Consider the following 22,000-nt stretch of genomic DNA (forward strand, 5'->3'; position numbering starts at 1 on the left):
GGACGCAGGCGATGGGCAAAAAAATTGATCCCGATCTTTGGAGCGATGATGCCCAGCCGCATCTGATGGGCGGGCGGCTGCCATCGGGTGAGATTGTGTTTCCCATGCCGCAGGGCGATGCCGCGCGCGATGTCGAACCCTACAAGCTTTCGCGCACCGGCACTTTGTGGTCGTGGACGACGCAGGGCTTTTTGCCGAAAGAACCCTATGAAGGCCCCGGCTCTGGCCCTGATGAAGGCCCGCCTGATTTTGTGCCATTCCTGCTCGGCTATGTTGAGCTTCCCGGCGAAGTAATTGTTGAGACGCGCATCGTCGATGCCGCGCTGGACGATCTGACGCTGGGCATGCCGCTCGAATTTTGCATCGTCCCGTTTAACGCGGCCCATGACACTTACGCTTTCCGCCCCGTGGCAAGCGCACAGGAGCAAGCCGCATGAGCGAGAATGTCTATATCGTCGGCGCCGGCATCCACCCATTTGGGCGCACCGAAGAACGATCGGGCCGCGAACAGGGCGTTTACGCCGTGCGCGAGGCTTTGGCCGATGCAGGGCTAGAATGGACCGATATGGAGTGCGCCTATGGCGGGTCTGCGGCGGCGGGCAATGCCGATATCATGGTCAATGAGCTGGGGCTGACCTCGCTTCCCTTTACCAATGTCGCCAATGGCTGCGCGACAGGGGGCAGCGCATTGGTCGCCGCGCAGCAAGCGATTGCAAGCGGCATGTATGATCTGGCGCTGGCAGTGGGTTTCGACAAACATCCGCGCGGCGCGTTCAATGCAAAGCCATCCGATTACGGCCTGCCTGAATGGTATGGCCAAACGGGCATGATGCTGACGACGCAGTTCTTCGCGCTCAAAATTCAGCGGTACATGCAGCTGCACGGGATCAGCCGGGAAACACTGGGCCGGGTCGCGGTGAAAGCCTTTCAAAACGGCACCAAAGCGCCCCATGCATGGCGGCGCAGCGAGATTGATCTGGAAACGATCATGAACGCGCCGATGATCAACGATCCGCTCACCAAATTCATGTTCTGCGCCCCTGCCGAAGGCGGCGTTGCGCTGATACTGGCATCGGAGAAGAAGGCGCGCGAAATGGGCGCGCTGGATGCGGGCAAATCGGCAAAAATCGCGCATATCGCCGTGCGCACGCGCCCGCCGGACAGTTTCGAAGTGTTTCAAGCAGGCGTATCGGTCAAAGAAGGCGGCAAACCCACCGTGCTTGCATCCAAAGCCGCCTTTGAAGGCGCAGGCATCGGCCCCGGCGACATCGACGTTGCGCAATTGCAGGACACCGAAAGCGGCGCTGAAATCATGCATATGGCCGAAAACGGCTTTTGCGCCGATGGCGATCAGGAAGAATGGCTGGCCAATGGGTGGTCGAACCTCGATGGCAAATTGCCGATCAACACCGATGGCGGATGTTTGGCATGCGGAGAGCCAATCGGCGCATCGGGCCTTCGCCAGGTTTACGAAAATGTCGAACAATTGCGCGGGCGCGGGGGTCAGCGGCAAGTTGCTGGCCGCGATGGGACGGGTCCGAAAACAGGCTATTCCCACGTCTACGGCGCGCCTGGCCTTTCCGCAGTCGCGATATTGGAGCGTTAGAATATGGGCAAAATGACGGGTAAAGTCGCGCTTGTCACAGGCGGCGCAGAAGGGATCGGGGCGAGCGTTGGCCGCATGATCGTGGCCGAAGGCGGCAAAGTGCTTTTGTGCGATGTGCAGATCGATAAAGCCCAATCTCTCGCCAAAGAACTCGGGGGCAATGCAGCCGCATTTGAGCTGGACGTGCGCAATCTGGACCAGTGGCACGAAGCGGTAAAAACCGCGCAGGACCATTTCGGCAAGCTCAATGTGCTGTGTAATATTGCGGGCATTTCAGAGCCCGGCAATGTGGTGGATGGCCCGCTCGATACGTGGGAGCGCACCATCGATATCAACCTCAATGGTCCCTATTTCGGCATGCGTGCAGCTCTTCCGGCGATGGAAGCGGCAGGCGAGCCGGGCGCGATTGTCAATATCGGTTCCATGATCGCGATGCGCGCGGCGGCATTTGTTGCGGCCTATTCTGCATCAAAAGCCGGACTGCTTGGCCTAACACGCTCAGTCGCGCTTGATTGCGCGGAACGCGGCGTTCCGATCCGCGCCAATATGGTCCATCCCGGCGCAATACGCACACCGATGTATGACCGCTACAAATTTTCAGGTGCGGACGAACCGGACAATATCGAACGCGATTTTGCCGCAACCCATCCGATGAACCGCATTGGCGAACCCGAAGAAGTGGCCAAAGCGGTCGTCTTCCTCGCCAGTGACGAGGCAAGCTTTACCACAGGCTGCGATTTCACTGTCGATGGCGGCGGATCGATCAGGAGCTGACATGACCAAGCAACCTGCAACCCGGATCGATGCGCATTTTATCGCTGCGGGCAAATATCACGATATCGATTATCCGCGGCTCGAAATCCTAAAATTGCTGGCTGAACACCCGCATATTCGCACCAGTGTGGCCGCGGATTATTCGGGGCTGGAACGGCTCGATCAATGCCGGTTCCTTATCACCTATACCTGCGACCTGATGCCCACCGAACAGCAGGCGGCGCAGCTTCGCAAATGGGTTGAAGGCGGCGGCAAATGGCTGGCGCTGCACGGCACCAATTCGATCCTTGTGTTTACCGAGGAAGGCCTTGTCGATGCGCCCGAAAACCGCCCAGATGTGTTCGAGATGCTGGGCACCCAGTTCAAAGCGCATCCGCCGATTGGCCAGTTCGAGGTTGAAGTGGTCAACAAGACCCACGAGCTGACGCGCGGCATTGAAGATTTTGAAGTGGTGGACGAGCTGTATCTGTCCAAAACAACAGCCCCCATCGACACGCTGATGCAGACGACATTCGAAGGCGAAGCGACCGGATTTGTCGAGGCCGCTTGGCCCGAAACCAAAGTGCCAATCCTTTACACCCGCGATTTGGGCAAAGGGCGGATCGTCTACAACACGCTGGGCCATTGCCGGGGGCATTACGACTTGCCCGGAATGCAGGATTTCTACCCGCACAAGGAAATGTGCGCGTGGAATTACGATGTGTATTACGACATGCTGCGCCGTTCCATCGGTTGGGCGATGAGAGACGGCACATGAAAAGGCGAATAAGGGACGCTCGCTTATGGATATGACATTTTCCCCCGAAGACCTCACTTTCCGCGAGGAAGTGCGCGAATTTTTGGCTGACAAATTGCCGCAGCGGCTGCGCGATGGCGCGCGGCGCACGCCCGGCGTGTTTGTCGAACCCGATATCGGGCTGGAATGGCACCGTATTCTGGATGAGAAAGGCTGGGTCGCGCCGCTTTGGCCGCAAGAAGATGGCGGGACGGGGTGGAGCCCTGTTCAAAAGTTCATCTTTGACAAGGAATGCGCGCTCGCAGGCGCACCTGCGCTCTCGATCCTTGGCCTCAAACTGGTTGGCCCTGTCATCTGCGCCTTTGGCACGCCTGAACAAAAGGCGCGGTTTCTGCCGCGTATTCTCTCGGGCGAGGATTACTGGTGTCAGGGTTATTCGGAGCCGGGCTCAGGCTCCGATCTTGCAAGCCTGAAGACTTCCGCCCGCCTCGATGGCGATGAATATGTCATCAATGGCTCCAAAATCTGGACCACGCATGCGCATCACGCCAACTGGATTTTCGCACTGGTGCGCACCGATACGACAGTGAAAAAACAGGCCGGGATCACATTTTTGTTGATCCCGATGGACCAGCCGGGCGTTGAAGTGACGCCAATCCATTCGATGTCGGGCGATCATGAAGTGAACCAGGTGTTCTTCAGCGATGCGCGCACGGGCGCAGACAACCGGATCGGCGAGGAAGGTCAGGGCTGGGCAATTGCCAAATTCCTGCTCGAAAACGAACGCGGCGGGTCATGTTTTGCCCCGCGCCTTCTCCAAAGCATCGACAAGCTTGCCGAAATGGCGCAAGCTCAACCTTCAGGCGTGAACGGTGCGATGGCGCATGATGCACGCTTCCGCGACCGGCTCGCGCGCGCGCGATTGGAAGCCGAAGCGCTGGAATTTACTGAACTGCGCATTTTAGCAGAGCTGGCCAAAGGCAGATCGCCCGGCCCGCAAACATCCCTCGTCAAATTGCTCGCTTCCAATATTGGGCAAGAGGTCGATACGTTAAAGCTGGAACTGCTCGGCCCGGATGCGCTGCAATTGCCGCTGGAACGCCCGCTTTACGGCAATGAAGCACCCGAACCTGTCGGCAGCGAAGCGGCGCAAACCGCGATGGGCCGCTATTTGAACAACCGCGCCGCAACGATCTTTGGCGGCTCTGACGAAGTGCAGAAGAACATCATTGCAAAGACCGTGCTCGGTCTTTGATCTCCCACAACTGAAAGAAGCGATAATATGGACGTATCAAAGCTGATGTTCCGCGATGGCCTGATGGACGGCCAGCGTATTCTTGTAACAGGCGGCGGCACAGGCCTTGGCAAGGAGATGTCCGAGGCGTTCCTGAAACTGGGCGCGGCCGTTTATATTTGCGGGCGGCGGCAGAACAAGCTGGATGAATGCGTCACCGAGCTCACCGAAAAGCATGGCGGCAAAATGGTCGGCCATGCCTGCGATATTCGCGATCCAGATGCGATCCACGAAATGGTCGATGCGATCTGGGCCGATGGCGGCGCATTAACGGGCGTTGTCAACAATGCAGCGGGCAATTTCATCAGCCGCACAGAAGACCTTTCGGTGAATGGCTTCAACGCAATCGCCGACATCGTGATGCGCGGCACGTTTTATGTGACGCTTGATGTGGGCAAACGCCTGATCGCTGAGAAAAAGAAAGCGAGCTTTCTTTCGATCCTAACCACCTGGGTGTGGTCGGGCAGCGCGTTTGTGGTGCCCAGCGCAATGTCGAAAACCGCGATCAATGCGATGACGCAGAGCCTGGCGACCGAATGGGGCCGGTATGGTTTGCGCTTTAATGCGATCAATCCGGGGCTTTTCCCTACCAAAGGCATGAGCGCGCGCCTGCATCCCGGCGGTGCCGGAGGCAATTCAGGGAATAATCTCAACCCGATGGGCCGCGCGGGCGAAATGCACGAGCTTGGCAATCTCGCGGTGTTTCTGATGGGGCCGGGCGCTGAATATGTGAACGGGCAGACTTTGGCGATTGATGGTGCGGGCTATCAGGCCAATGGCGGCACATTCTACCCCATGCTCGAAGGATTGGGCGATGCTGAATGGGAGCAGATGCGCGCCATGATCAAAGGCACCAATGCCAAGGATAAGGCCGACCGCACGGCGGGCTGAGGCTCGCCGCTTTTTTCGGCCCCAGCAGACACCGGCTGAGCAGAAACAGTTTTGGACCGATTGCAGGCTGGGTACTGCCTGCAACCGGCCCACACGGTGCTGGGAACGAAATTTGCGTTTCGGCACCTAACTGGTTGGCGTAAGGCGCGCGCGATCGGACCATCGCCGCGCGCGCCCCGCGCCTTTGCTTTTATGCGATCACTTCAAAGTGATCCGGCGCAATGTGTATTGGCCGGTCAGCTCGCGAATGTTGTTGTAAACCTCGCGCACGGTTTTCTGGCCCGCTTCTTCGCGCTGTTTGCCCCATTCAGCCATGAACGCCTGATACTTTTCCCGGCTGGGCGCGAGATCGGCAGTATTCGAATATTTGATCAGCAGGATCATATCGAACGCTTCGCCTGCGCCATTGGTGTTAGCGTAGATGAAGTAATCCTCGATATGGCCAAGCCGCTTGGCAAGATCGTTGCTTTTCACCCAGGTTTCTTTGAGGTTTTCGAGATAGGTCTCGAATTCTCCCGGCTGGATATCGACCGTGACCATATCCCAAACCGCTTCGGAGGGTTCGTAATCTTCGAACACCTGCATCTGGGCAGAAGCAGGCGCGGTGATCGCAAATGCGCTTGCGGCAATGGCGAGCGTTTTTGCGCTGCGTGAAAATGTCTTTGCAAACTTCATTTCTAGTTCCCCTTGTTCAATCGCGTGCTGAATGTGTGAAATCAGCGAGCGAGCAGCCCTTGATTGGGCGGCGAAAAGGGTGATCGCAGGCGTAAGGTGCGAAGTCTTGATGCGGTTCTGATGTTTTTCTTAAGGCGGGGCGGTCAGCCTGATTGCGCGGCCATTTCATCGGCCAATCGCTGCGCGGTTTTGTAATCCGGCTTGCCGTTGTTCAGCCTGAGTGACTGGTTTGTAAACACATAGACCCGGGGTATCTTGTATCCGGCCAGCCCTTCGCGCGCACAGGTGTCCAATGCGGGTTCCAGCGCGGGCCCTTTGCCCGACTTCACAACCGCGACAATCTTCCTTCCAAAGCGCGGATCGGGAAGGCTGACGACGCGGGCATCTTCGACCGCTTCATGCTCCATCAAAACCGCTTCAACCTCTTCGGGGAAGACTTTTTCGCCGCCTGTGTTGATGCACATATTGTCGCGGCCCAGAAAATCGAGCGAGCCGTCTTCGGCCCAGCGCGCCTGATCGCCTGTCATCAGATAGCGCACGCCATCAATAACGGGGAAAGTCGCCGCGTTCTTTTCATCCTCGCCCAGATAACCCAGCGGCAATGGCCCCGCACGCGCGACAATGCCGATCGCGTCGTCACCGGACTTGATCTCATTAAGGTCTGTATCAAACAGCTTGGTCTCGCGTCCGGGTAGCGCGGAAAACTTGCCGCCCCCTGTCGATCCTGCCGCCGTGGTGATCGTGACGGCTGTGCCCGAGCTTTCGCTCGATCCCAAAGCATCGACAATCACCATTTGCGCATGATGGCCGAGCAAGCGCTGTTTGACTGCGGCAGAAAACACCGCGCCCGATGACACGATCTGGCGCAGGCTGGCCAGCTTTTCCCCGCCATCGCCGCGCGCATCCATCCGGTCCGCCAAAGGCAAAGCAAAGGCATCGCCAACGATGAAAACTCCGCGTGCGCCCAGCCGCGCAATCTCATCAATCGCCAGATCCGCATCAAACTTGTCCGCCGGCAGCAGCGCCAGCGTGCCGCCTTTGAGCAAATGGATGACAGCGGTAAACTGGCCGGCTCCGTGCATAAGCGGGCTTAACAACAGCATGGGCGATGTGCTGGCGGGGTGATCGGGGCTGATCTTTGCCGCCTCGGCCACCTGGCTTTCCAAAGATGCCGCGACAAAAGGCGGCTCGCCCATGCCGCGCTGCCACACCGATATGCTGAAGGCTTGCCATGCTTCTTTCATGGGCCACATCACCGCTTTGGGCATGCCCGTTGTGCCGCCTGTTGCGGTGAGGAACAGTGCATTGGCGTCTTGATGAATAGCGAAATCCGCCGGCACATCATTGGCCAGCATGGCCTGCCAATCCGCCCCGCTGACATCCACGATGCGCGTGTCATCATGCGCCGCCGCCTTGGCAGAATTGACGAAATCGCTTTCAACAAACAGCGCTTTCATTCCGAACCGCTTACAGATGTCGGATAGCTCGCGGTCTTTGTAATGGTAATTCACATTCACCGGCGACACGCCCGCTTTGATGCAGCCGAAATATGCGAGCATGTAATCAGGCGTGTTGCGCAGCATCTGGCCCGCAATGTCGCCGGATTTCAGCCCTGATGCGCGCAAATCGGCAGCGATGCGGTCGCTTTGGCGGTCCAATTCACCCCAGCTGAGCACTCTTGTCCCATGCACAATCGCCGGGCGTGCGGGACCAATGCCTTCGGCAATCGCCTTTAGCGCAACTCCGAAATTTTCGCCCTGCCACATCCATTATGCTCCCTCGTCTAGATCGTTTGGCCTAACCAGCCTCAATGCCATTTTCCCCTACGTAAAGTATGAGGCGTTTGGCCAAAGATAGGGTAGTATCGCGACTCGAGGGACCAATACAGGGAGGATGCCGCACATGGCCAATAATGTTGTAGAGCTCAAAACAGCTCCGACGCGCGACCAGATCGAACGCTTGCTGGAAACGGTCACGATTACGTGCCTTGAAGACATTCACGATGCAGCGGTCAATCTGGCTGATATCGCGATGCAGCGCGGCATGCAGATTGCGGTGTGCGATGACATTTCTTCCAAAGAACCCATGGTCGATGCCGAAGGAACCATCCTGAATGCCGATATCTTTCACTGGCTGGATGATGGCGCGCGCTGGTGGGAAGATCACCGTCTGGCGCTGCATTCCCCGTTGCCGCGCGCCTGCCGTTATGAAAGCGAGCCGTTCTGGGTGAACAGCCAGGGTTTCAACACACGCTGGCGCAATTCCTATCTGGAAGAGATCGACCTGAATGATTTCGAAAAGCGCTCGCTTTGCAAGGCGGCGATCGTGATCCCGGTGCATTTGCCGTTCGGCCAGATTTCGGCCAGCAGCTTTATCAGCATGGACCGCGAAAAAGAGGATCTGAGCGAAGATTTCGCCACGCACGGCGTGTTGTTTTCGCAGATCACGCGCCGCTTTGTCGCAGGCTATGTTCAAGCGCACCGGACCAAACGCCGCATCCCATCCGATTGCGTGCTGTCAAAACGCGAAGTGGAATGCCTGCGCTGGGCAGCGATTGGCAAAACGGACAGGGAAATCAGCATGATCCTTGAACGCAGCCACGCAACGATACGCTATCACATCCACCGCGCTGGTGAGAAACTGGACAGCGTAAACCGCGCGCAGACGATCTTTAAGGCAGGGCAATTGGGGTATCTGGGGGCGAGTTCTTAAAGGGACGGGCATCCGGCCAAAACCGACCGAAACGACAGGGTCTCAAAGCCTTATCCCAGACGAAAGAAAAGCCCTGACCCGCGACCGGTGCTTGGATCGGAAGTGGAAGTGGGTATGGCCATGAAGCCAGCACTCCCGCTCGTCCTGCACTAAATCAAACCACCCGGCGCCGTATCTGCTGCAAGGCAGCGAGCTAGCGCGTGGCGGACACTTTCCAAACTGTGCCATGTTGATCGCTCGTTACTTCCAGTGACGCCCCTAACTGCTCAACCAGATCGTCCACAAGCGACAGGCCGAGCCCCCCTTTTTTCGATCGTCTGGTTTATGATCGAAACCGCCGCCATTGTCGGAGATCGTCAAGTGGAAACCTGATGGGCGCGATTCTAAGCGGACATCAATGATCCCCGTCAAATCGCCAAAAGCATGCTTGTATGCATTGGTCACGAGCTCGCTGATGATCAAACCAATTGATGTTAGTTCGCTGACATCAATCCTATCGCTATCAGTGTGCCAGATCAGTTCCACGCCGTCGCGGCCAAGGCTCTGTTCCAAAAGGACAAGCAGGTCGTCAACGAAATCGTTGGCGTCCACCATAGTCGTAGCTGGTGTTTCCTGCGCATAAATATGGTCATGTACCAAAGCCATCGTACGCGCCCGGTTGGAGGCATCAATGTGCGGCTTTGCTCGCTCTTTAGCGTTCGTTTCACGGCGCGCATCAAGGTTTAGGATGCTGGTCAGCAATTGCAGGTTGTTTTTAGTCCGATGGTGGATTTCCGTCAGAAATACGTCTTTGACTTTCGCTTCGCGCTTTTGCGCAATGTATGCCCGGTATCCCGCCACGCCCAGCAGTGAGATGGCAAGTGCCGCGGCAATGGCGGTGAAAAGCTGCAATCGCGACTGCTCTAGCTTCAAATCCGATATGGTGGCCTCATTTTCCATTCTTTCGAGGCGAAGATCACGGTCGCGGACTTCAAACAAAAGCTCGCTATTCACCACCGCGCTCATTTTCTCCCTTTCAAACCGTTCATTACTAAGCTCGAGAGCAACATCGAGATAGCTTGCGGCTTCATCCCGGCGACCTAGAGCGATAAGCAGTGATCCCATACTCTGAGCGTACTCTTGCGCCCAATACGTATTGCTGGGATTGGCGAGTAAGCCTTCCGCGCCAGTACCTTCTGGCTCCATAATAGCGCGGGCCTGCTCAAGCGATTTTTGGGCAGTGGCCAGATCGCCATCTTCGAGATAGCGCGCAGCAAGCCAATTCAGTGCAGTTGCGGCCTCTGAAGGATCGCGGTGCTCGATGATTTGATCAATTGAGCGCTCAGCCATCTGGATCGACTCAGCACGGCCTCCCGTTTCAAAAAGAGCCAACGCCTGCTGATAATTGATCAGCCCATCTAACCGGCGAGTTTCCAGTCTGTCGCTGTATTCCCGTGCCTGATTGAACGCGGTATTCGCCAGATCGTATTCACCGGCATTCGAGTGAGCAGAACCGAGATTGGTGTACGCTGTTGCCAAACGCTGAGTTTGTTCAGGGGAATACCGAAGATAAATCTCAATCGATCTGCGATACATTTCAATGGCTTGTCTATTGTCACCCAAATCTGAGAATATGTTACCGATGGAACCATAAGCGATTCCCGTTGACCCCAGGTCTCCGGTGGCTTCGAACTGTTTCAGGGCTTCGCGATACCGCAAGATTGCGACGTCATACTGACCGTCTACTTTCGCCCGAACTCCGAGCAAATTTGTGAGATATGGCGTGAGACCAGTCGCCCCGGTTTTCTCCGCCAGTGCCAACCCGTTCCGAATGTGCTCTTCCATGACGGCATTGTCACCGCCGCTGCTAAAAACACGCGCAGCAAGCAGAAATTGTAGGTGAGCCTTGGCAAGGTCATCGCCAGTCTGATTGGCTTGGGTGACTAACGCATCAACTTGCCTTGCGCGCTCGTCCCCCGGCCCAATCGCAGAATATCGCGCGGCATATGCTGCGAGTGGTAAAGCGATATCCTGCGGTATGCTTTCAACAACGCTCTCTATTTGTTTAGGGTCGATGTAATCTGGCAGGTCTCTGGCATATTGCCGCACTATTCGTGTTTGTTCTGCTCTGGATAGGACAGGCAGTTCCTCAATACATTGCTTACCTGCGGCCAAACGCTCTGGTCCTCGGGGGGGCATGTTTTCGAGGAGGCGGTCACATGCTGAACGTGCCAACGCAATATCAGGCGCCAGGGCGAGTTGTAACAGTGCACTCCATAGCACTAGCGTTAAAAATCGATTGGGCCAAAAAAGATAGACGAGCTTCTTCACACACTCCCCTATGCAACGAGTCCAAGCAATGTCCGGACAAATTATCGCAGCCATTGAATTGGCTTTCAATATATTTGTATGAATAAATTAGTGGCCCATTGAGCTGAGCGTTTCACAAGAAAGCCGGAACAATCCCCTAGCCATGCCGCGGGCTTACTCAATTGCTAGAACAAACAAAAAGTAGCAAGCAGCAGGCCGTCACACCAAGGGGATGCTGGTCTTGAGCCGTGAGCGGACCGTTCGTTGCTGGGCATCTGCGACTGCCGTGAACTTCGGGCAGCTTCTTATTTCGTCATCGAAAACGCAGCGCCGCAATCCGGAGCCGCTTATTGGCACGCTTTGGATTGCGGCGCCGTCTGCGGTCTATCGCGATAATGAAGACAGTTAGCCCAATGTCCTCAGCGGCTCTGATCCGTCCCAATTTTCGCCAGCCGCTTTGATCATGCCGAACAGGTCTGGCCCATCGGGGTCTTGCTCCAGGATTTCCACCAAGGAACCCGGCCCCGCGCCCGGATCGACATAGATCACTTTGGTCGCGCCCAAAGTGCCTTCGATCACGATCTTGGCGCCTTTATCAGCGCACACTTTGCGCGCCTTCTCCATATCATCGACCAGAATGCACACATGGTGCAGGCCGCCGCCAACATCGGCGTATTCGCCGCGGTAGATTGAGGGGTGATTATCGCGCGGGCGGATCAGTTCGATCTGGATATCGCCCCAGTATGCGAGCGCCAGATCGAACACCGCATCAGTGGGCGCGCCTTTGTACTTCATGCCGTCCAGATGAATGCCCTCCATCAGGAAAAATGGCCCCACGCCCATGACCTGCGTCCAATGCGCGATTGCCGCGTCAAAATCATCGGGCACAAAGGCGAGCTGCATCACCTCTCCCAATGCTGAAATTCCCATGGCGTGCGTCATCGCATCCTCTCCAATCCGCTAGTGTAAGCTTGCGGCCAAATTGTGTGATATTCATCGCTTAGAACACTGCGCAAAGTGCGAGTATTGGGATCAAAAGAGGCAGCCAATGAACGAAGTCAAAAATGTCGCCCGTGAGGATCGGTGCCCCGGCATCAGCTACACCGACATGCTCGAAGGGGACACGCGCACGCCGCCCGATTATCTGTTTGAGGAAAACACTCTCGACATGGGCAATGATCCGCTGCCGGTTGAAGCGTATATCTCCGAAGAATACGCCCAGCTTGAGCGCGAGAAGATGTGGCCCAATGTGTGGCAATTTGCCGCGCGCGAAGATGAAATGCCCGATGCAGGCGACACGGTTGTCTACAATATCAACGACAAGAGCTTTCTGCTGGTCCGCCAAAAGGATGGCAGCGTCAAAGCGTTCTACAATGCCTGCCTCCACCGGGGCCGCAAATTGCGCACCGAATGCGGGCCGGCGATCCAGCTGCGCTGCCCGTTCCACGGGTTCACCTGGCGCAATGACGGCAGCCTGAAAGAGATACCCTCCAGGTGGGATTTCAAACATCTCGAAGGCAAGGACATGGACCTGCCCGAGGCGCGCGTGGAGCTGTGGCAGGGCTTTATCATGGTCACGGAAAACCATGATCTGCCTGATTTCAAAACATATCTCGGCCCGGCGGCGGAGCATTATGAGCGGTATGATTTCGAAAACCGCTATACCGGCATGTGGATCCAGAAGAAGTTTCCGGCCAATTGGAAAGCCACTGCCGAAGCGTTCATGGAAGCCTGGCATTCGATCACCACGCACCCGCAATTGCTGCCCTTTCTGGGCGATGCGAACACGCGCTATGATTTGATCGGGGATCATTTCAACCGCGCGATCACGCCGTCCGGCGTTCTCAGCCCGCATGTGAAGGGCAAAGGATCTGATTATGTGCTGGAGAAGATGAACGAATTTTCCGGCGGAGAAGATGCGGACACCAATCGGCGGTTCTCTGCGGGCGATGGCGAAGCTGCGTTTGATCCTGCAGACCCCTTGGGCGCGCGCAAAGTGTTAGCGCAGGCGAGCCGGGATGGTTTTACAGAGCAATATGGATATGATTACACCGAGGCCTCTGATACAGAGATGCTCGACAATTTCACCTACAACATCTTCCCCAATTTCGCGCCGTGGATCGGGTATTTGCCAACGCTGACCTATCGCTGGCTGCCGGGGGAGACATGCCACGAATCCATTATGGAAATCCGCCTGCTTTTCCCCACACCCAAAGGCGAAGAGCGCCCGCGTTCGGTGGAAATGACTTACATCCCCGATGATGAACCCTTCGCGTGGGCAGCGGACAAGATGGGGCCGCAGCTTGCCAATGTGTTCGATCAGGACATGGCGAACCTGCCCTTTGTGCAGGAAGGGATGCGCACGATGAAGGATGGGTTGATGGAGCTTGGCTCCTATCAGGACAGCCGCGTTCGGCATTTTAACCTGACCATGCAGAAATATCTGAATGGCGAATTGCCTGCGAAGGCTTGATGCCCCAGGAAAGCGCCATGACTTTATCGGTTGATCTATCGGGGCGCACAGCGCTGATTACGGGCGCGTCTTCGGGCCTGGGGTCGCGCTTTGGCCGCATTCTGGCTGCCAATGGCGCGAAAGTTGCGCTGGGAGCGCGGCGCAAGGACCGGCTTGAGGCGCTGGCAGGCGAAATTGGCGCCTGCGCCGCCGCTGTCACCATGGATGTCGCGCGCGAGGCCGATATCATCGCGGGTTTCGATGCAGCCGAGGCAGCGCTGGGTCCGATCAATACCGTGATCGCCAATGCGGGCGTGGATGGCAATGGCATGGCCACCGAGGTTTCCGAAGAGGAAATCGAGCACACTCTCGCCATCAATCTAAAAGGCGCAATCCTGACCGCGCGCGAAGGCGCAAAGCGGATGATCGCAAACGGCGTGACCAATGGCCGGATCGTCATGGTCGCCTCTGTCACCGCGTTTGAGCCGTCCCCCGGCCTTGTCGCCTATTCCGCCAGCAAAGCAGGCGTTGTCCAAGCCGCGCGCAGCATGGCCCGCGAATGGGCGCGCGCTGGCATTTGCGTGAACACCATTTCCCCCGGCTATATCCGCACCGCCATTAATGATGAATGGTTCGACACCGAACTCGGCAAAAAACAAATCAGCCGCTTCCCCAAGAAACGCCTAATGGGCGAAGAGGGGCTGGACGGGCCGGTGTTGTTCCTGTGCTCAGATGCCGCAGAATTTGTGACGGGCGCGGATTTTGTGCTGGATGATGGGCAGACGTTGTAAGCTACAAACACGTTTTCAGGGCGTTATCTCAACCAATCCGACACATTTTTGAATTGCATCGGCTGCCCCCAAAAGCTGACTTCGGCAATCGACCCATTTGCGGTTATAGCCGAAATGAGTAATCTTTGGGACAATGAAAGCGTATAGCATCTTCCCGCTTATTGAAGCATCGAGCAACGACGAACCTATCGGTCACAATTGCCATGCGATAATAACATCGCTGGTTTGCGACTGCCTTCGCGCTGACGGCGACAGGTTCCATGTTGCAGTTGACTGGCGTGATCCAGATGGAGAGGCATGGGTCCTTTGTACCGAGGACATTGCCAAACCTGCGGTAGTGCACCTTGATTCATACGAGACCCTGCGGGAATTGGTGCATTTGTCGACTGATCCAATTTCCAATCGAGGTGCGGCGATCATCAGATCGATGGCAACGTGCCGAGCAGCGACCTTTGGGCACGACGGACAAGCGTTCCTCTGCCTGCGTCATGAAGATAATCCGCCAATCTCTCCCAATGCAAAGTTGATTGAAGTTCGGGAAAGTCCTGAGCTACTCCTCGATTACGACTATTTCGATGGGGTGATTGTCAGTCCATGATAACCACTCCCCACCTAAACAGCGATCGCTCCACACCCCTCAAACCTTTGCCGCAACCTCTGCTGCATCGAAATAATGGATGCGCAGCTCGCGCAGCAGGCCGTCCTCAAAACTCCCGCATTCGTTCACGGTCTGGCTAAACGTCTCGCCCGTGCGCTTTGATGTCATCGTTAGCGTCAGCACGGTCACCGCATGGGTATCGCCGCCGGTTATGTCGTGAATGTCGACCTTTGCCTCTGCCCATGTGCCGTACATCGCCTCCGCGCAGCGTTTTAGTGCGTCTTTCCCGCGCCATTCGCCGCCAAAGGGCAGGCATTCGGCCTCATAGAGCACGAAATCGGGGTGGAGGAGCGATTCCACTTTAGCCCAATCGCGCGCGCCTGCTGCTGCATAGACAGCCGATAACATTTCACGCGGTGTGCTCATCGTTTTATCGCTCCCCTTGCCCCAAGATCTATTCAGACCCGCCTGTCAGCCCCAATGCCTCGAGCATGTATTTCACATCGGGATCACGGTCAGCGAAATTGCGGTACATCACATCGTAATCCATCGTGCCCCCGCGGCTCAGCACGGTGTCGCGGTAATGCTGGCCTGCCTTGCGGTTAAGCCCGCCATTGGCGCGGAACCAGTTGCGGCTGTCGTGATCGAGCATCTGCGTCCACAAATAGCTGTAATACCCGGCCGAATATCCCGCCGGCGATGAAAAGATGTGGTTGAAATAGGTGCTGCGATAACGCGGCGGAACCAGATCAACTTCGAGGCCCAGATCGGTCAGCGATTTGCGCTCAAACGCGTCCACCGCATCTGGATCGCCAATCAGCGCGCGCGCTTCATCGGGTGACAGAGCGTGCCATTTCATATCGAGCAGCGCGGCTTCCATCACCTCGCCAAAATCATACCCCTGGTTAAACTTGCCCGCCGCTTCGATCTTTTCGATCATTTCAGCAGGGATCGTCTCGCCCGTTTCGTAATGCTTGGCATAATTGGACAAGACAGACGGCCATGTCGTCCACATTTCGTGGACCTGGCTGGGATATTCAACGAAATCGCGCGCGGTCGCGGTGCCTGACAGGGTTTCATATTTCTGATCGGCAAAGAAACCGTGCACCGCGTGGCCAAATTCGTGGAAGGTGGTGTTCACCCAGTCAAAGCTGACGAGTTGCACTTCGCCTTCGGGCGCTTTGGGAATGTTGAGCACATTGTAGATCACCGGCTTATTGCCGGTCGCATAGCTTTGATCGACAAAATTGCCCATCCATGCCCCGCCGCGTTTGGATGGCCGCTGGAAGGGGTCAAAATAGAACAGGCCCAGCTCTGATCCGTCTTCTTCGAACACGGTGTAAACCCACACATCCTCATGATAGGTCGGCAGATCGGTGCGGCGTTCAAACGTGATGCCGTAAAGCTCTTTCGCCATGAAGAACACGCCATCTTCGAGCACGTTTTCGAGCACGAAATATTCCATCACGGCGTCTTCATCGAGGTCGTATTGCTCTGCCTTGATCTGATTGGCATAACGATACCAATCCCACGGCTCGACCGTGTGGTTTTTGCCTTCGGCGGCAATCGCTTCGTTGAGCAATCCTGCCTCGCGGCGCTGCGTTGCCGCGAGCGCTGGCACCATTTGCTCCATAAAGGAAAGCGCGGTTGCAGGCTTTTTCGCCATCCGGTCATACATGGTGTAGCTGGCCCAGTCCGGCTCCCCGAACAGCGCGGCTTTTTCCGCGCGCAAAGCGGCGATTTTGGCAATCAGATCGCGGGTATCGACCCCGCGCTGGCCATCGGCGCGGTGATAGCTCAGTTTGAACAGTTTTTCGCGGGTTTCGCGATTGTCGAGCGTCGGGAGCAGCGGCTGCTGCGTGGTGTTTTGCAGCGCGATGGCGAATTTGCCCGGCTTGCCCAGCTTGGCCGCAAAATCGGCAGCCGATTGGATATCGCTGTCCGACATTCCGGCAAGTTCTTCTGCGCTGTCCACGATCAGCGGCTGATCGGCCATGGCATTGCGCGCAAGCTGGCCAAATTCGGTGGTGAGGACAGAAAGCTGGGTGTTCAGTTCTTTCACCTGCTCACGCTGATCGGCGGTCAGCAGCGCGCCTGCATGCACCATGTTTTCGTAAGTGCCTTCGAGCAATTTTGTATCTTCGCGGTCAAGGCCCAGCGTATCGCGCGCATCGTAAACCGCCTTTACCCGCGCGAACAGATCAGGGTTCAGCGTGATCGAGGAGGAATGGGCGGAAAGCTTGGGGCTGATTTCAGTGTTGATCGTATCAAGGCCCGGCGTGGTGTTGGTGCCGGTCAATTGGAAGAACACGCGCGAGACGCGGCCCAGCAATTTGCCCGAATTTTCAAGCGCGACAATCGTGTTTTCAAATGTGGGCGCATCGGGATTGGCCGTGATCGCTGCAACCTCGGCGGTGTGGATCGCCATGCCTTGCTCGAAAGCGGGCATGTAATCGGCTTCTGAAATTTGGGTGAAATCGGGCGCGTGGAACGGCAGCGCGCTGTCAGAGGCAAAATAGCCGGTAGCCTCAGGGATAAGGACAGCGGTTTGGGTCGGCGCTTCTTGGGGGGAGCGATCGGTCATGGCGGTCTCAGGCGAAGTGGTCGCGCATCCGGCAAGCAGCGCAATGGCCGAAGCATTGGCAGCAAGAGCAGCGATTTTGGAAGGGCGGGCGAAGGGGGTTGCGTTGTGTTTTTTCATGCAGCCGTTCTGGCGATTTTGGCAGCAAGGTTCAATAGGGCGCTGAAATTGCGGCGGCGAGAGCTGGGCGGTTTTGCTCGGATAAGCGGGGGTATGGGCGTTTGGGCGTTTGAGCCTTGGGGGCTAATGGGCGAGCGGGCGAGCGCGCGAGCGGGCCTTGGGGGCGAATGGGCGCGCATTTTCCTACATGCAAATGCGCTGTTATGTTCACCGGAAACGTTGGTGCGCCAAGGTGCAACGCGCCGCAGAAACGCAGACCCGATTTCACCTCATGACCCCCGCTTTTCAGTATGTGTTTGGTGAACGAACCGGGGGTATTAAAGGCAAGCGAATCGGACCCGATTATTCAATCGTCCCGATCAAATCGCCAACCTTGTAAACCCCGCCTTCTTCGCCGGTAGGGCGGATGACACCGCTGGCCTGAGCTTCGATCTCGGTGGTCGATTTGTCGGTTTCGACAGTGTAGATAATCTCGCCTTTTTCGACCTGCTCGCCATCACCGAACATCCATTCGGTTAAGGTCATTTCGGTGGCTGACATGCCGAGTTTGGGGATGCGGATTTCTTCTGCCATTTACGCTTTCCCTACCGAGGCTTTGATTTGGTCGACGATGTCCGCCTTGTTCGGGATCCATGCTTGTTCAAGGTGCGTGGCAAACGGAACCGCAGCAAAGGTGCCGCCAATCCGGCGCACTGGCCCCTTAAGGCTGTCCCAGCATTTTTCCTGAATATTGGCGGCGATTTCAGCGCCTGTACCAAACGGGCGAACCGCCTCGTGCAATGTCAGTGCCCGGCCCGTTTTGTTGACCGAGGCCAGCACCGTTTCCTCATCATAAGGCGCGATGGTGCGCAGGTCGACGACCTCAACGCTGATACTCTCTTTCTCCAGCTCGCCGGCCACTTCCAGCGCATCCAGCACGGTGCGGCCATAAGTGATGAGCGAGATGTCATTGCCTTCTTTGGGGATAGCCGCTTTGCCCAGGGGTACGCGGTAACCGGGCCCTGGATCTTCCGATTTCAGGCCGTAGCAAAGGATGTTCTCGATAAAGACGACAGGGTCATTGGCATCAATCGCGCTGCGCATCAGACCGCGTGCATCCGCCGCATTGGACGGGGTGACCACATGCATCCCTGCGACATGGGCGAACCACGCCTCCAGCATGTCGGAGTGCTGCCCGCCAAAGCCAACGCCCACACCTGTCGTGGTACGGATGACGATCGGGCACGGTGTTTGCCCGCCCGACATATAACGCAATTTGGCCGCGTGATTAACGATCTGGTCCATGCAAACGCCAACGAAATTCATCAGCATAATTTCGGCAATCGGACGCTGGCCGGCCAAAGCTGCACCCACGGCGGCGCCAATAATGGCGGTCTCAGAAATGGGCGTGGCGCGAATGCGATTTTCGCCGTATTTCTCGGTGAGCCCGCTTGTGACTTTGAAAACGCCGCCGCCTTGTTTGGCAGAGACATCCTCGCCCAAGCAGAATACGCCGTCATCTTCGGCCATGGCTTCATCGATGGCTTTGTTCAAAGCCTCTGTCATGGTGATTTCGGCCATCAGTTCACCTCCTCAAGCACGTCTTTATAAATCTCGTCAGTATCCGGCAGCGGAGCATCGAGTGCGTGCTGAACCGCAGCATCAATCTGAGCGTCGATATCGCCGACAATCTTGTCGAGCTCTTCTTCTGTGAATTGCCGTTCAAGCATAACCTGCCGCAATTTGGGCAAAGGGTCTTCGGCCTGCATTTCGGCCAGATGCTCATCGGGCATGTAAGAGAAATCGGCGCCGAAGAAATGGCCCATCATCCGGTAGCACATGGCTTCGACGAGAACGGGGCCTTTGCCGCTGCGGGCATGGTCCACCGCGTCGGCCATGGCTGGATAAATCTCGTTCACATTGTTGCCGTCAACGGTCACGCCTTTCATGCCGTAACTGGCGGCGCGCGATCCGATATTGGGGCTGTCAGTGTGATCGGCATAAGCGGTGTGTTCGCCGTACCGGTTGTTCTGGCACAGGAAGACCACGGGCAGCTTATACAGCTGCGCCATATTCATCGCCTCGTGGAAGCCGCCGATATTGGCTGCACCATCGCCAAAGCTGACAAGCGTGACTTTACCATCCCCATTGTTCTGGCTCGCCATGGCAAGGCCGTTGGCGATCGGAAGGCCGCTGCCCACCACACCCGTTGTCACCATGATCCCTGTATCGGGATCAGTGATGTGCATGGTGCCGCCTTTGCCTTTGCAGGTTCCTGTGGCTTTACCGAGGCACTCGCCCCACCATTTCTCCATCGGGATGCCTTTGGCGGTTTGTTCGCCTTGCCCGCGATAAGTGCACACCACGTAATCGTCTTTATCAAGCGCAGCCATTGCCGCGCCCGAGACGAGTTCCTGACCCCGCACGCAGTAATACATCACCGCCACTTTCCCCTGCATCAGCAGTTCGCGGAATTTCTCGTCCGTGCGGTTCACTTTCATTGTGCGCGTGTAGATGTCGAGCAGAGTATCGCGATCTATTTCAGCCATGCTTTTGGGGCCTTTTTCTGGATGAATGGTTGAGGCTAGGAGCGGCTTAGAACTGCACTCTTTGCGTAAAGCCGCCATCGACCACGATGTTCGATCCGGTCATATACGGCACAGCCGGGCTGGCGGTGAATACGATGGCCTTGGCGACCTCGGTGTCATTGCCAAACCGCCCCATCGGCATTTTGGCGAGAGTGCCTTCGTACAGCTCGGGCATCATGCCTTTGATCGCTTCCCAATTGCCGCCGGGATATTCAATCGCGCCGGGAGATACACAATTCACGCGAATGCCTTGCGGAGCAAGCGCTTGGCTGAGCTGGGAACCGTAAGTGATAAGCGCGGCTTTCAATGCATTGAAAGCTTGCGGGGCGATAAAGGTTTCGAGCGCTGCTGTGGAGCTCATGAAAACAATCGATCCGCTATCGGAATTGACGAGATGCGGAGTCAATGCCTCCACCCCGTTCACCGCTCCCATAATGTCCATATCGAGGCCCGCTTGCCAATCGGCAGTGCCGCCTGTGCCAGAGGTGGATGCTGTGTGGACGAAGATATCGCACCCGCCAAGCTCGCTGGCTGCTTTTTCAAGCCAAGCTTTATACGCATCCCCGCCATCATTCATGTCGAAGACTTCAGCAAAGACCTTGCCCGGGCCCGCGGCATCAATCTCTGCGGTGGCAGCCTGGATCTTGTCATCCTTGCGGCTGAAGAACGCGACATCTGCGCCGCCTTCGGCAAACAATTTGAGCGATGCAAGGCCAAGCCCATGCGCGCCGCCATTCATGATGACTTTCTTGCCTTTAAGTCCCAGATCCATCGTTCGCTCTCCCAGCTGTGTGATTTACCGAGCAAGGGATAGGAGCCGATGCGCAATGGCGCACTCGTCAAAAATGTTGGTTGGAAGAAGAAAATGGTGCCACGAGAGAGAATTGAACTCTCGGCCTCGTCATTACCAATGACGCGCTCTACCACTGAGCTACCGCGGCACACCGTTCAAGTGGCGCGCCTATCCATTGGGGGCGCGCTGTTGTCAAGCGGTGCTTGAATGCTTGCGCTAATATCGCCTAGGCGTTTCGCATGAGTGAAGAGATGCACAAGAATATGTCGCGAGAGGATCGTCTCGCGGCAAAACTGCGCGAAAACCTGCGCCGCCGTAAAACGCAGGTCCGCGAAATGAAGAGCGAATCGCCCAAAAGCGGGGTTTCCAAGGACGCCAGCGAAAGCTAACGCGTGTGCTCCCAAACCATGAGGAGCAGACGCGCCAGTGCCTAAATTGATTTTGGTCCGCCACGGTCAGAGCCAGTGGAACCTTGAAAACCGCTTTACCGGATGGTGGGATGTAGACCTCACCGACAAGGGCATCGCCGAGGCAAAAGCTGCGGGCGCATTGTTGCGCGAAAAAGGGGTTATCCCGAGCACTTGTTTCACATCGCTGCAAACGCGCGCGATTAAAACGCTGAACCTGGCATTGGAAGAGGCAGGGCTGTTGTGGCTCCCGGTTACAAAAGACTGGCGCCTTAATGAACGCCATTATGGCGGCCTAACCGGCCTCAACAAGCAGGAAACCCGCGACAAGCATGGCGAAGAACAAGTGCATATCTGGCGCCGCAGTTTCGACACACCGCCACCGCCCATGGAGCCGGGCACGGAATATGATCCGGGTGCGGATCCACGCTATGACGGGATCCTTGTGCCGTATACAGAGAGCCTGAAGCTGACGATTGAGCGGGTGCTGCCCTATTGGGAAAGTGATATTCTGCCTGTGCTTGCCAGCGGTGAAACAGTGATCATCTCTGCGCACGGCAATTCATTGCGCGCGCTTGTGAAATACCTTTCGGGCATTTCTGATGAGGATATTACCGGGCTCGAGATCCCAACCGGTCAGCCGATTGTTTACGAATTTGACGCAGATATGGTGCCGGGGACGCGGTATTACCTTAAAGACAGCTGAGGGCGGGT

Annotated in this window: 22 protein-coding genes and 1 tRNA gene; 12 read left to right on the forward strand and 11 right to left on the reverse strand. The window is 56.7% G+C overall.

From position 1 onward, the window contains the following. The first annotated feature begins 11 nt into the window (after window positions 1-11). The 6 genes from AC0V6W_RS07685 to AC0V6W_RS07710 are packed head-to-tail and all read left to right on the forward strand — an operon-like array spanning window position 12 to window position 5,301. The gene (locus AC0V6W_RS07685) at window positions 12-437 is read left to right on the forward strand and encodes a Zn-ribbon domain-containing OB-fold protein (RefSeq protein ID WP_486148749.1); all 426 of its coding nucleotides are present in this window, start codon (window positions 12-14) and stop codon (window positions 435-437) included. Further along, a complete protein-coding gene (locus AC0V6W_RS07690) occupies window positions 434-1,606 on the forward strand; it encodes a thiolase family protein (RefSeq protein ID WP_486148751.1) in 1,173 nt (390 codons plus the stop codon). Before AC0V6W_RS07685 ends, AC0V6W_RS07690 begins: the two co-directional genes overlap by 4 nt. A gap of 3 nt (window positions 1,607-1,609) precedes the next feature. Beyond that, a complete protein-coding gene (locus AC0V6W_RS07695; RefSeq protein WP_486148753.1) occupies window positions 1,610-2,380 on the forward strand; it encodes an SDR family NAD(P)-dependent oxidoreductase in 771 nt (256 codons plus the stop codon). Between the two features lies 1 nt (window position 2,381). Next, the gene (locus AC0V6W_RS07700; protein ID WP_486148755.1) at window positions 2,382-3,137 is read left to right on the forward strand and encodes a ThuA domain-containing protein; all 756 of its coding nucleotides are present in this window, start codon (window positions 2,382-2,384) and stop codon (window positions 3,135-3,137) included. A 25-nt stretch (window positions 3,138-3,162) separates the two neighbouring features. Then, the gene (locus tag AC0V6W_RS07705) at window positions 3,163-4,371 is read left to right on the forward strand and encodes an acyl-CoA dehydrogenase family protein (RefSeq protein WP_486148757.1); all 1,209 of its coding nucleotides are present in this window, start codon (window positions 3,163-3,165) and stop codon (window positions 4,369-4,371) included. Between the two features lie 27 nt (window positions 4,372-4,398). Further along, window positions 4,399-5,301: an SDR family oxidoreductase gene (locus AC0V6W_RS07710; protein WP_486148759.1), complete on the forward strand. Its 903-nt coding sequence runs from the start codon at window positions 4,399-4,401 to the stop codon at window positions 5,299-5,301. 198 nt (window positions 5,302-5,499) lie between these two features. On the opposite strand, the gene AC0V6W_RS07715 is transcribed toward AC0V6W_RS07710, so the two are convergent. Further along, window positions 5,500-5,976: a hypothetical protein gene (locus AC0V6W_RS07715; protein WP_486148761.1), complete on the reverse strand. Its 477-nt coding sequence runs from the start codon at window positions 5,974-5,976 to the stop codon at window positions 5,500-5,502. 143 nt (window positions 5,977-6,119) lie between these two features. Beyond that, window positions 6,120-7,742: an AMP-binding protein gene (locus AC0V6W_RS07720; RefSeq protein WP_486148763.1), complete on the reverse strand. Its 1,623-nt coding sequence runs from the start codon at window positions 7,740-7,742 to the stop codon at window positions 6,120-6,122. Window positions 7,743-7,878: 136 nt separating this feature from the next. Here AC0V6W_RS07720 and AC0V6W_RS07725 point away from each other — a divergent pair, with 136 nt between their 5' ends. Beyond that, on the forward strand, window positions 7,879-8,688 hold the full coding sequence (locus AC0V6W_RS07725) for a helix-turn-helix transcriptional regulator (RefSeq protein WP_486148765.1): 810 nt from the start codon (window positions 7,879-7,881) through the stop codon (window positions 8,686-8,688). A 258-nt stretch (window positions 8,689-8,946) separates the two neighbouring features. Here the strand turns inward: AC0V6W_RS07725 and AC0V6W_RS07730 are convergent, their stop codons facing one another. Together AC0V6W_RS07730 and AC0V6W_RS07735 are read right to left on the reverse strand one after the other, a co-directional pair. Then, window positions 8,947-10,998, reverse strand: a complete 2,052-nt coding sequence (locus AC0V6W_RS07730; protein ID WP_486148767.1) for a tetratricopeptide repeat protein — start codon at window positions 10,996-10,998, stop codon at window positions 8,947-8,949. A gap of 384 nt (window positions 10,999-11,382) precedes the next feature. Continuing rightward, complete coding sequence (locus AC0V6W_RS07735; protein ID WP_486148769.1) at window positions 11,383-11,919, reverse strand: VOC family protein; 537 nt, start codon at window positions 11,917-11,919, stop codon at window positions 11,383-11,385. Between the two features lie 106 nt (window positions 11,920-12,025). Between AC0V6W_RS07735 and AC0V6W_RS07740 the strand changes: the two genes are divergently transcribed. The 3 genes from AC0V6W_RS07740 to AC0V6W_RS07750 all read left to right on the forward strand — a co-directional run bounded on the left by AC0V6W_RS07740 (window position 12,026) and on the right by AC0V6W_RS07750 (window position 14,818). Next, window positions 12,026-13,450: an aromatic ring-hydroxylating oxygenase subunit alpha gene (locus tag AC0V6W_RS07740; RefSeq protein WP_486148771.1), complete on the forward strand. Its 1,425-nt coding sequence runs from the start codon at window positions 12,026-12,028 to the stop codon at window positions 13,448-13,450. Beyond that, window positions 13,450-14,220 carry an SDR family NAD(P)-dependent oxidoreductase gene (locus AC0V6W_RS07745; RefSeq protein WP_486148773.1) on the forward strand — a complete coding sequence of 257 codons (771 nt, stop codon included), beginning with the start codon at window positions 13,450-13,452 and terminating at the stop codon, window positions 14,218-14,220. The genes AC0V6W_RS07740 and AC0V6W_RS07745 overlap by 1 nt, the downstream gene beginning before the upstream one ends. 133 nt (window positions 14,221-14,353) lie before the next feature. Beyond that, on the forward strand, window positions 14,354-14,818 hold the full coding sequence (locus AC0V6W_RS07750) for a hypothetical protein (RefSeq protein ID WP_486148775.1): 465 nt from the start codon (window positions 14,354-14,356) through the stop codon (window positions 14,816-14,818). A 39-nt stretch (window positions 14,819-14,857) separates the two neighbouring features. Here the strand turns inward: AC0V6W_RS07750 and AC0V6W_RS07755 are convergent, their stop codons facing one another. The 7 genes from AC0V6W_RS07755 to AC0V6W_RS07785 all read right to left on the reverse strand — a co-directional run bounded on the left by AC0V6W_RS07755 (window position 14,858) and on the right by AC0V6W_RS07785 (window position 21,027). Beyond that, window positions 14,858-15,244, reverse strand: a complete 387-nt coding sequence (locus AC0V6W_RS07755) for a nuclear transport factor 2 family protein (protein WP_486148777.1) — start codon at window positions 15,242-15,244, stop codon at window positions 14,858-14,860. A 28-nt stretch (window positions 15,245-15,272) separates the two neighbouring features. Then, complete coding sequence (locus tag AC0V6W_RS07760; protein WP_486148779.1) at window positions 15,273-17,519, reverse strand: M3 family metallopeptidase; 2,247 nt, start codon at window positions 17,517-17,519, stop codon at window positions 15,273-15,275. Window positions 17,520-17,861: 342 nt separating this feature from the next. Next, complete coding sequence (locus tag AC0V6W_RS07765; RefSeq protein ID WP_486148781.1) at window positions 17,862-18,092, reverse strand: biotin/lipoyl-containing protein; 231 nt, start codon at window positions 18,090-18,092, stop codon at window positions 17,862-17,864. After that, the gene (locus AC0V6W_RS07770) at window positions 18,093-19,079 is read right to left on the reverse strand and encodes an alpha-ketoacid dehydrogenase subunit beta (protein ID WP_486148783.1); all 987 of its coding nucleotides are present in this window, start codon (window positions 19,077-19,079) and stop codon (window positions 18,093-18,095) included. Continuing rightward, the gene (locus AC0V6W_RS07775) at window positions 19,079-20,047 is read right to left on the reverse strand and encodes a thiamine pyrophosphate-dependent dehydrogenase E1 component subunit alpha (protein WP_486148785.1); all 969 of its coding nucleotides are present in this window, start codon (window positions 20,045-20,047) and stop codon (window positions 19,079-19,081) included. Before AC0V6W_RS07775 ends, AC0V6W_RS07770 begins: the two co-directional genes overlap by 1 nt. Window positions 20,048-20,093: 46 nt before the next feature. Continuing rightward, window positions 20,094-20,858 (reverse strand): SDR family NAD(P)-dependent oxidoreductase, encoded by a 765-nt coding sequence (locus tag AC0V6W_RS07780; RefSeq protein WP_486148787.1) that lies wholly within the window; start codon window positions 20,856-20,858, stop codon window positions 20,094-20,096. A gap of 94 nt (window positions 20,859-20,952) precedes the next feature. Next, a tRNA-Thr gene (locus AC0V6W_RS07785) sits at window positions 20,953-21,027 on the reverse strand. Between the two features lie 91 nt (window positions 21,028-21,118). Here AC0V6W_RS07785 and AC0V6W_RS07790 point away from each other — a divergent pair. Together AC0V6W_RS07790 and gpmA are read left to right on the forward strand one after the other, a co-directional pair. Further along, window positions 21,119-21,268: a hypothetical protein gene (locus AC0V6W_RS07790; protein WP_486148789.1), complete on the forward strand. Its 150-nt coding sequence runs from the start codon at window positions 21,119-21,121 to the stop codon at window positions 21,266-21,268. Between the two features lie 37 nt (window positions 21,269-21,305). After that, the gene (gene gpmA / locus AC0V6W_RS07795) at window positions 21,306-21,992 is read left to right on the forward strand and encodes a 2,3-diphosphoglycerate-dependent phosphoglycerate mutase (RefSeq protein WP_486148791.1); all 687 of its coding nucleotides are present in this window, start codon (window positions 21,306-21,308) and stop codon (window positions 21,990-21,992) included. Window positions 21,993-22,000: the final 8 nt, after the last annotated feature.

The sequence above is a fragment of the Erythrobacter sp. JB1-7 genome, assembly GCF_057365015.1.

Coding starts and splice junctions, on each gene's coding strand:
- AC0V6W_RS07685 (WP_486148749.1), top strand. CDS start 12: ATGGGCAAAAAAATTGATCCCGATCTTTGGAGCGATGATGCCCAGCCG.
- AC0V6W_RS07690 (WP_486148751.1), top strand. CDS start 434: ATGAGCGAGAATGTCTATATCGTCGGCGCCGGCATCCACCCATTTGGG.
- AC0V6W_RS07695 (WP_486148753.1), top strand. CDS start 1,610: ATGGGCAAAATGACGGGTAAAGTCGCGCTTGTCACAGGCGGCGCAGAA.
- AC0V6W_RS07700 (WP_486148755.1), top strand. CDS start 2,382: ATGACCAAGCAACCTGCAACCCGGATCGATGCGCATTTTATCGCTGCG.
- AC0V6W_RS07705 (WP_486148757.1), top strand. CDS start 3,163: ATGGATATGACATTTTCCCCCGAAGACCTCACTTTCCGCGAGGAAGTG.
- AC0V6W_RS07710 (WP_486148759.1), top strand. CDS start 4,399: ATGGACGTATCAAAGCTGATGTTCCGCGATGGCCTGATGGACGGCCAG.
- AC0V6W_RS07715 (WP_486148761.1), bottom strand. CDS start 5,976: ATGAAGTTTGCAAAGACATTTTCACGCAGCGCAAAAACGCTCGCCATT.
- AC0V6W_RS07720 (WP_486148763.1), bottom strand. CDS start 7,742: ATGTGGCAGGGCGAAAATTTCGGAGTTGCGCTAAAGGCGATTGCCGAA.
- AC0V6W_RS07725 (WP_486148765.1), top strand. CDS start 7,879: ATGGCCAATAATGTTGTAGAGCTCAAAACAGCTCCGACGCGCGACCAG.
- AC0V6W_RS07735 (WP_486148769.1), bottom strand. CDS start 11,919: ATGACGCACGCCATGGGAATTTCAGCATTGGGAGAGGTGATGCAGCTC.
- AC0V6W_RS07740 (WP_486148771.1), top strand. CDS start 12,026: ATGAACGAAGTCAAAAATGTCGCCCGTGAGGATCGGTGCCCCGGCATC.
- AC0V6W_RS07745 (WP_486148773.1), top strand. CDS start 13,450: ATGCCCCAGGAAAGCGCCATGACTTTATCGGTTGATCTATCGGGGCGC.
- AC0V6W_RS07750 (WP_486148775.1), top strand. CDS start 14,354: ATGAAAGCGTATAGCATCTTCCCGCTTATTGAAGCATCGAGCAACGAC.
- AC0V6W_RS07755 (WP_486148777.1), bottom strand. CDS start 15,244: ATGAGCACACCGCGTGAAATGTTATCGGCTGTCTATGCAGCAGCAGGC.
- AC0V6W_RS07760 (WP_486148779.1), bottom strand. CDS start 17,519: ATGAAAAAACACAACGCAACCCCCTTCGCCCGCCCTTCCAAAATCGCT.
- AC0V6W_RS07765 (WP_486148781.1), bottom strand. CDS start 18,092: ATGGCAGAAGAAATCCGCATCCCCAAACTCGGCATGTCAGCCACCGAA.
- AC0V6W_RS07770 (WP_486148783.1), bottom strand. CDS start 19,079: ATGGCCGAAATCACCATGACAGAGGCTTTGAACAAAGCCATCGATGAA.
- AC0V6W_RS07775 (WP_486148785.1), bottom strand. CDS start 20,047: ATGGCTGAAATAGATCGCGATACTCTGCTCGACATCTACACGCGCACA.
- AC0V6W_RS07780 (WP_486148787.1), bottom strand. CDS start 20,858: ATGGATCTGGGACTTAAAGGCAAGAAAGTCATCATGAATGGCGGCGCG.
- AC0V6W_RS07790 (WP_486148789.1), top strand. CDS start 21,119: ATGAGTGAAGAGATGCACAAGAATATGTCGCGAGAGGATCGTCTCGCG.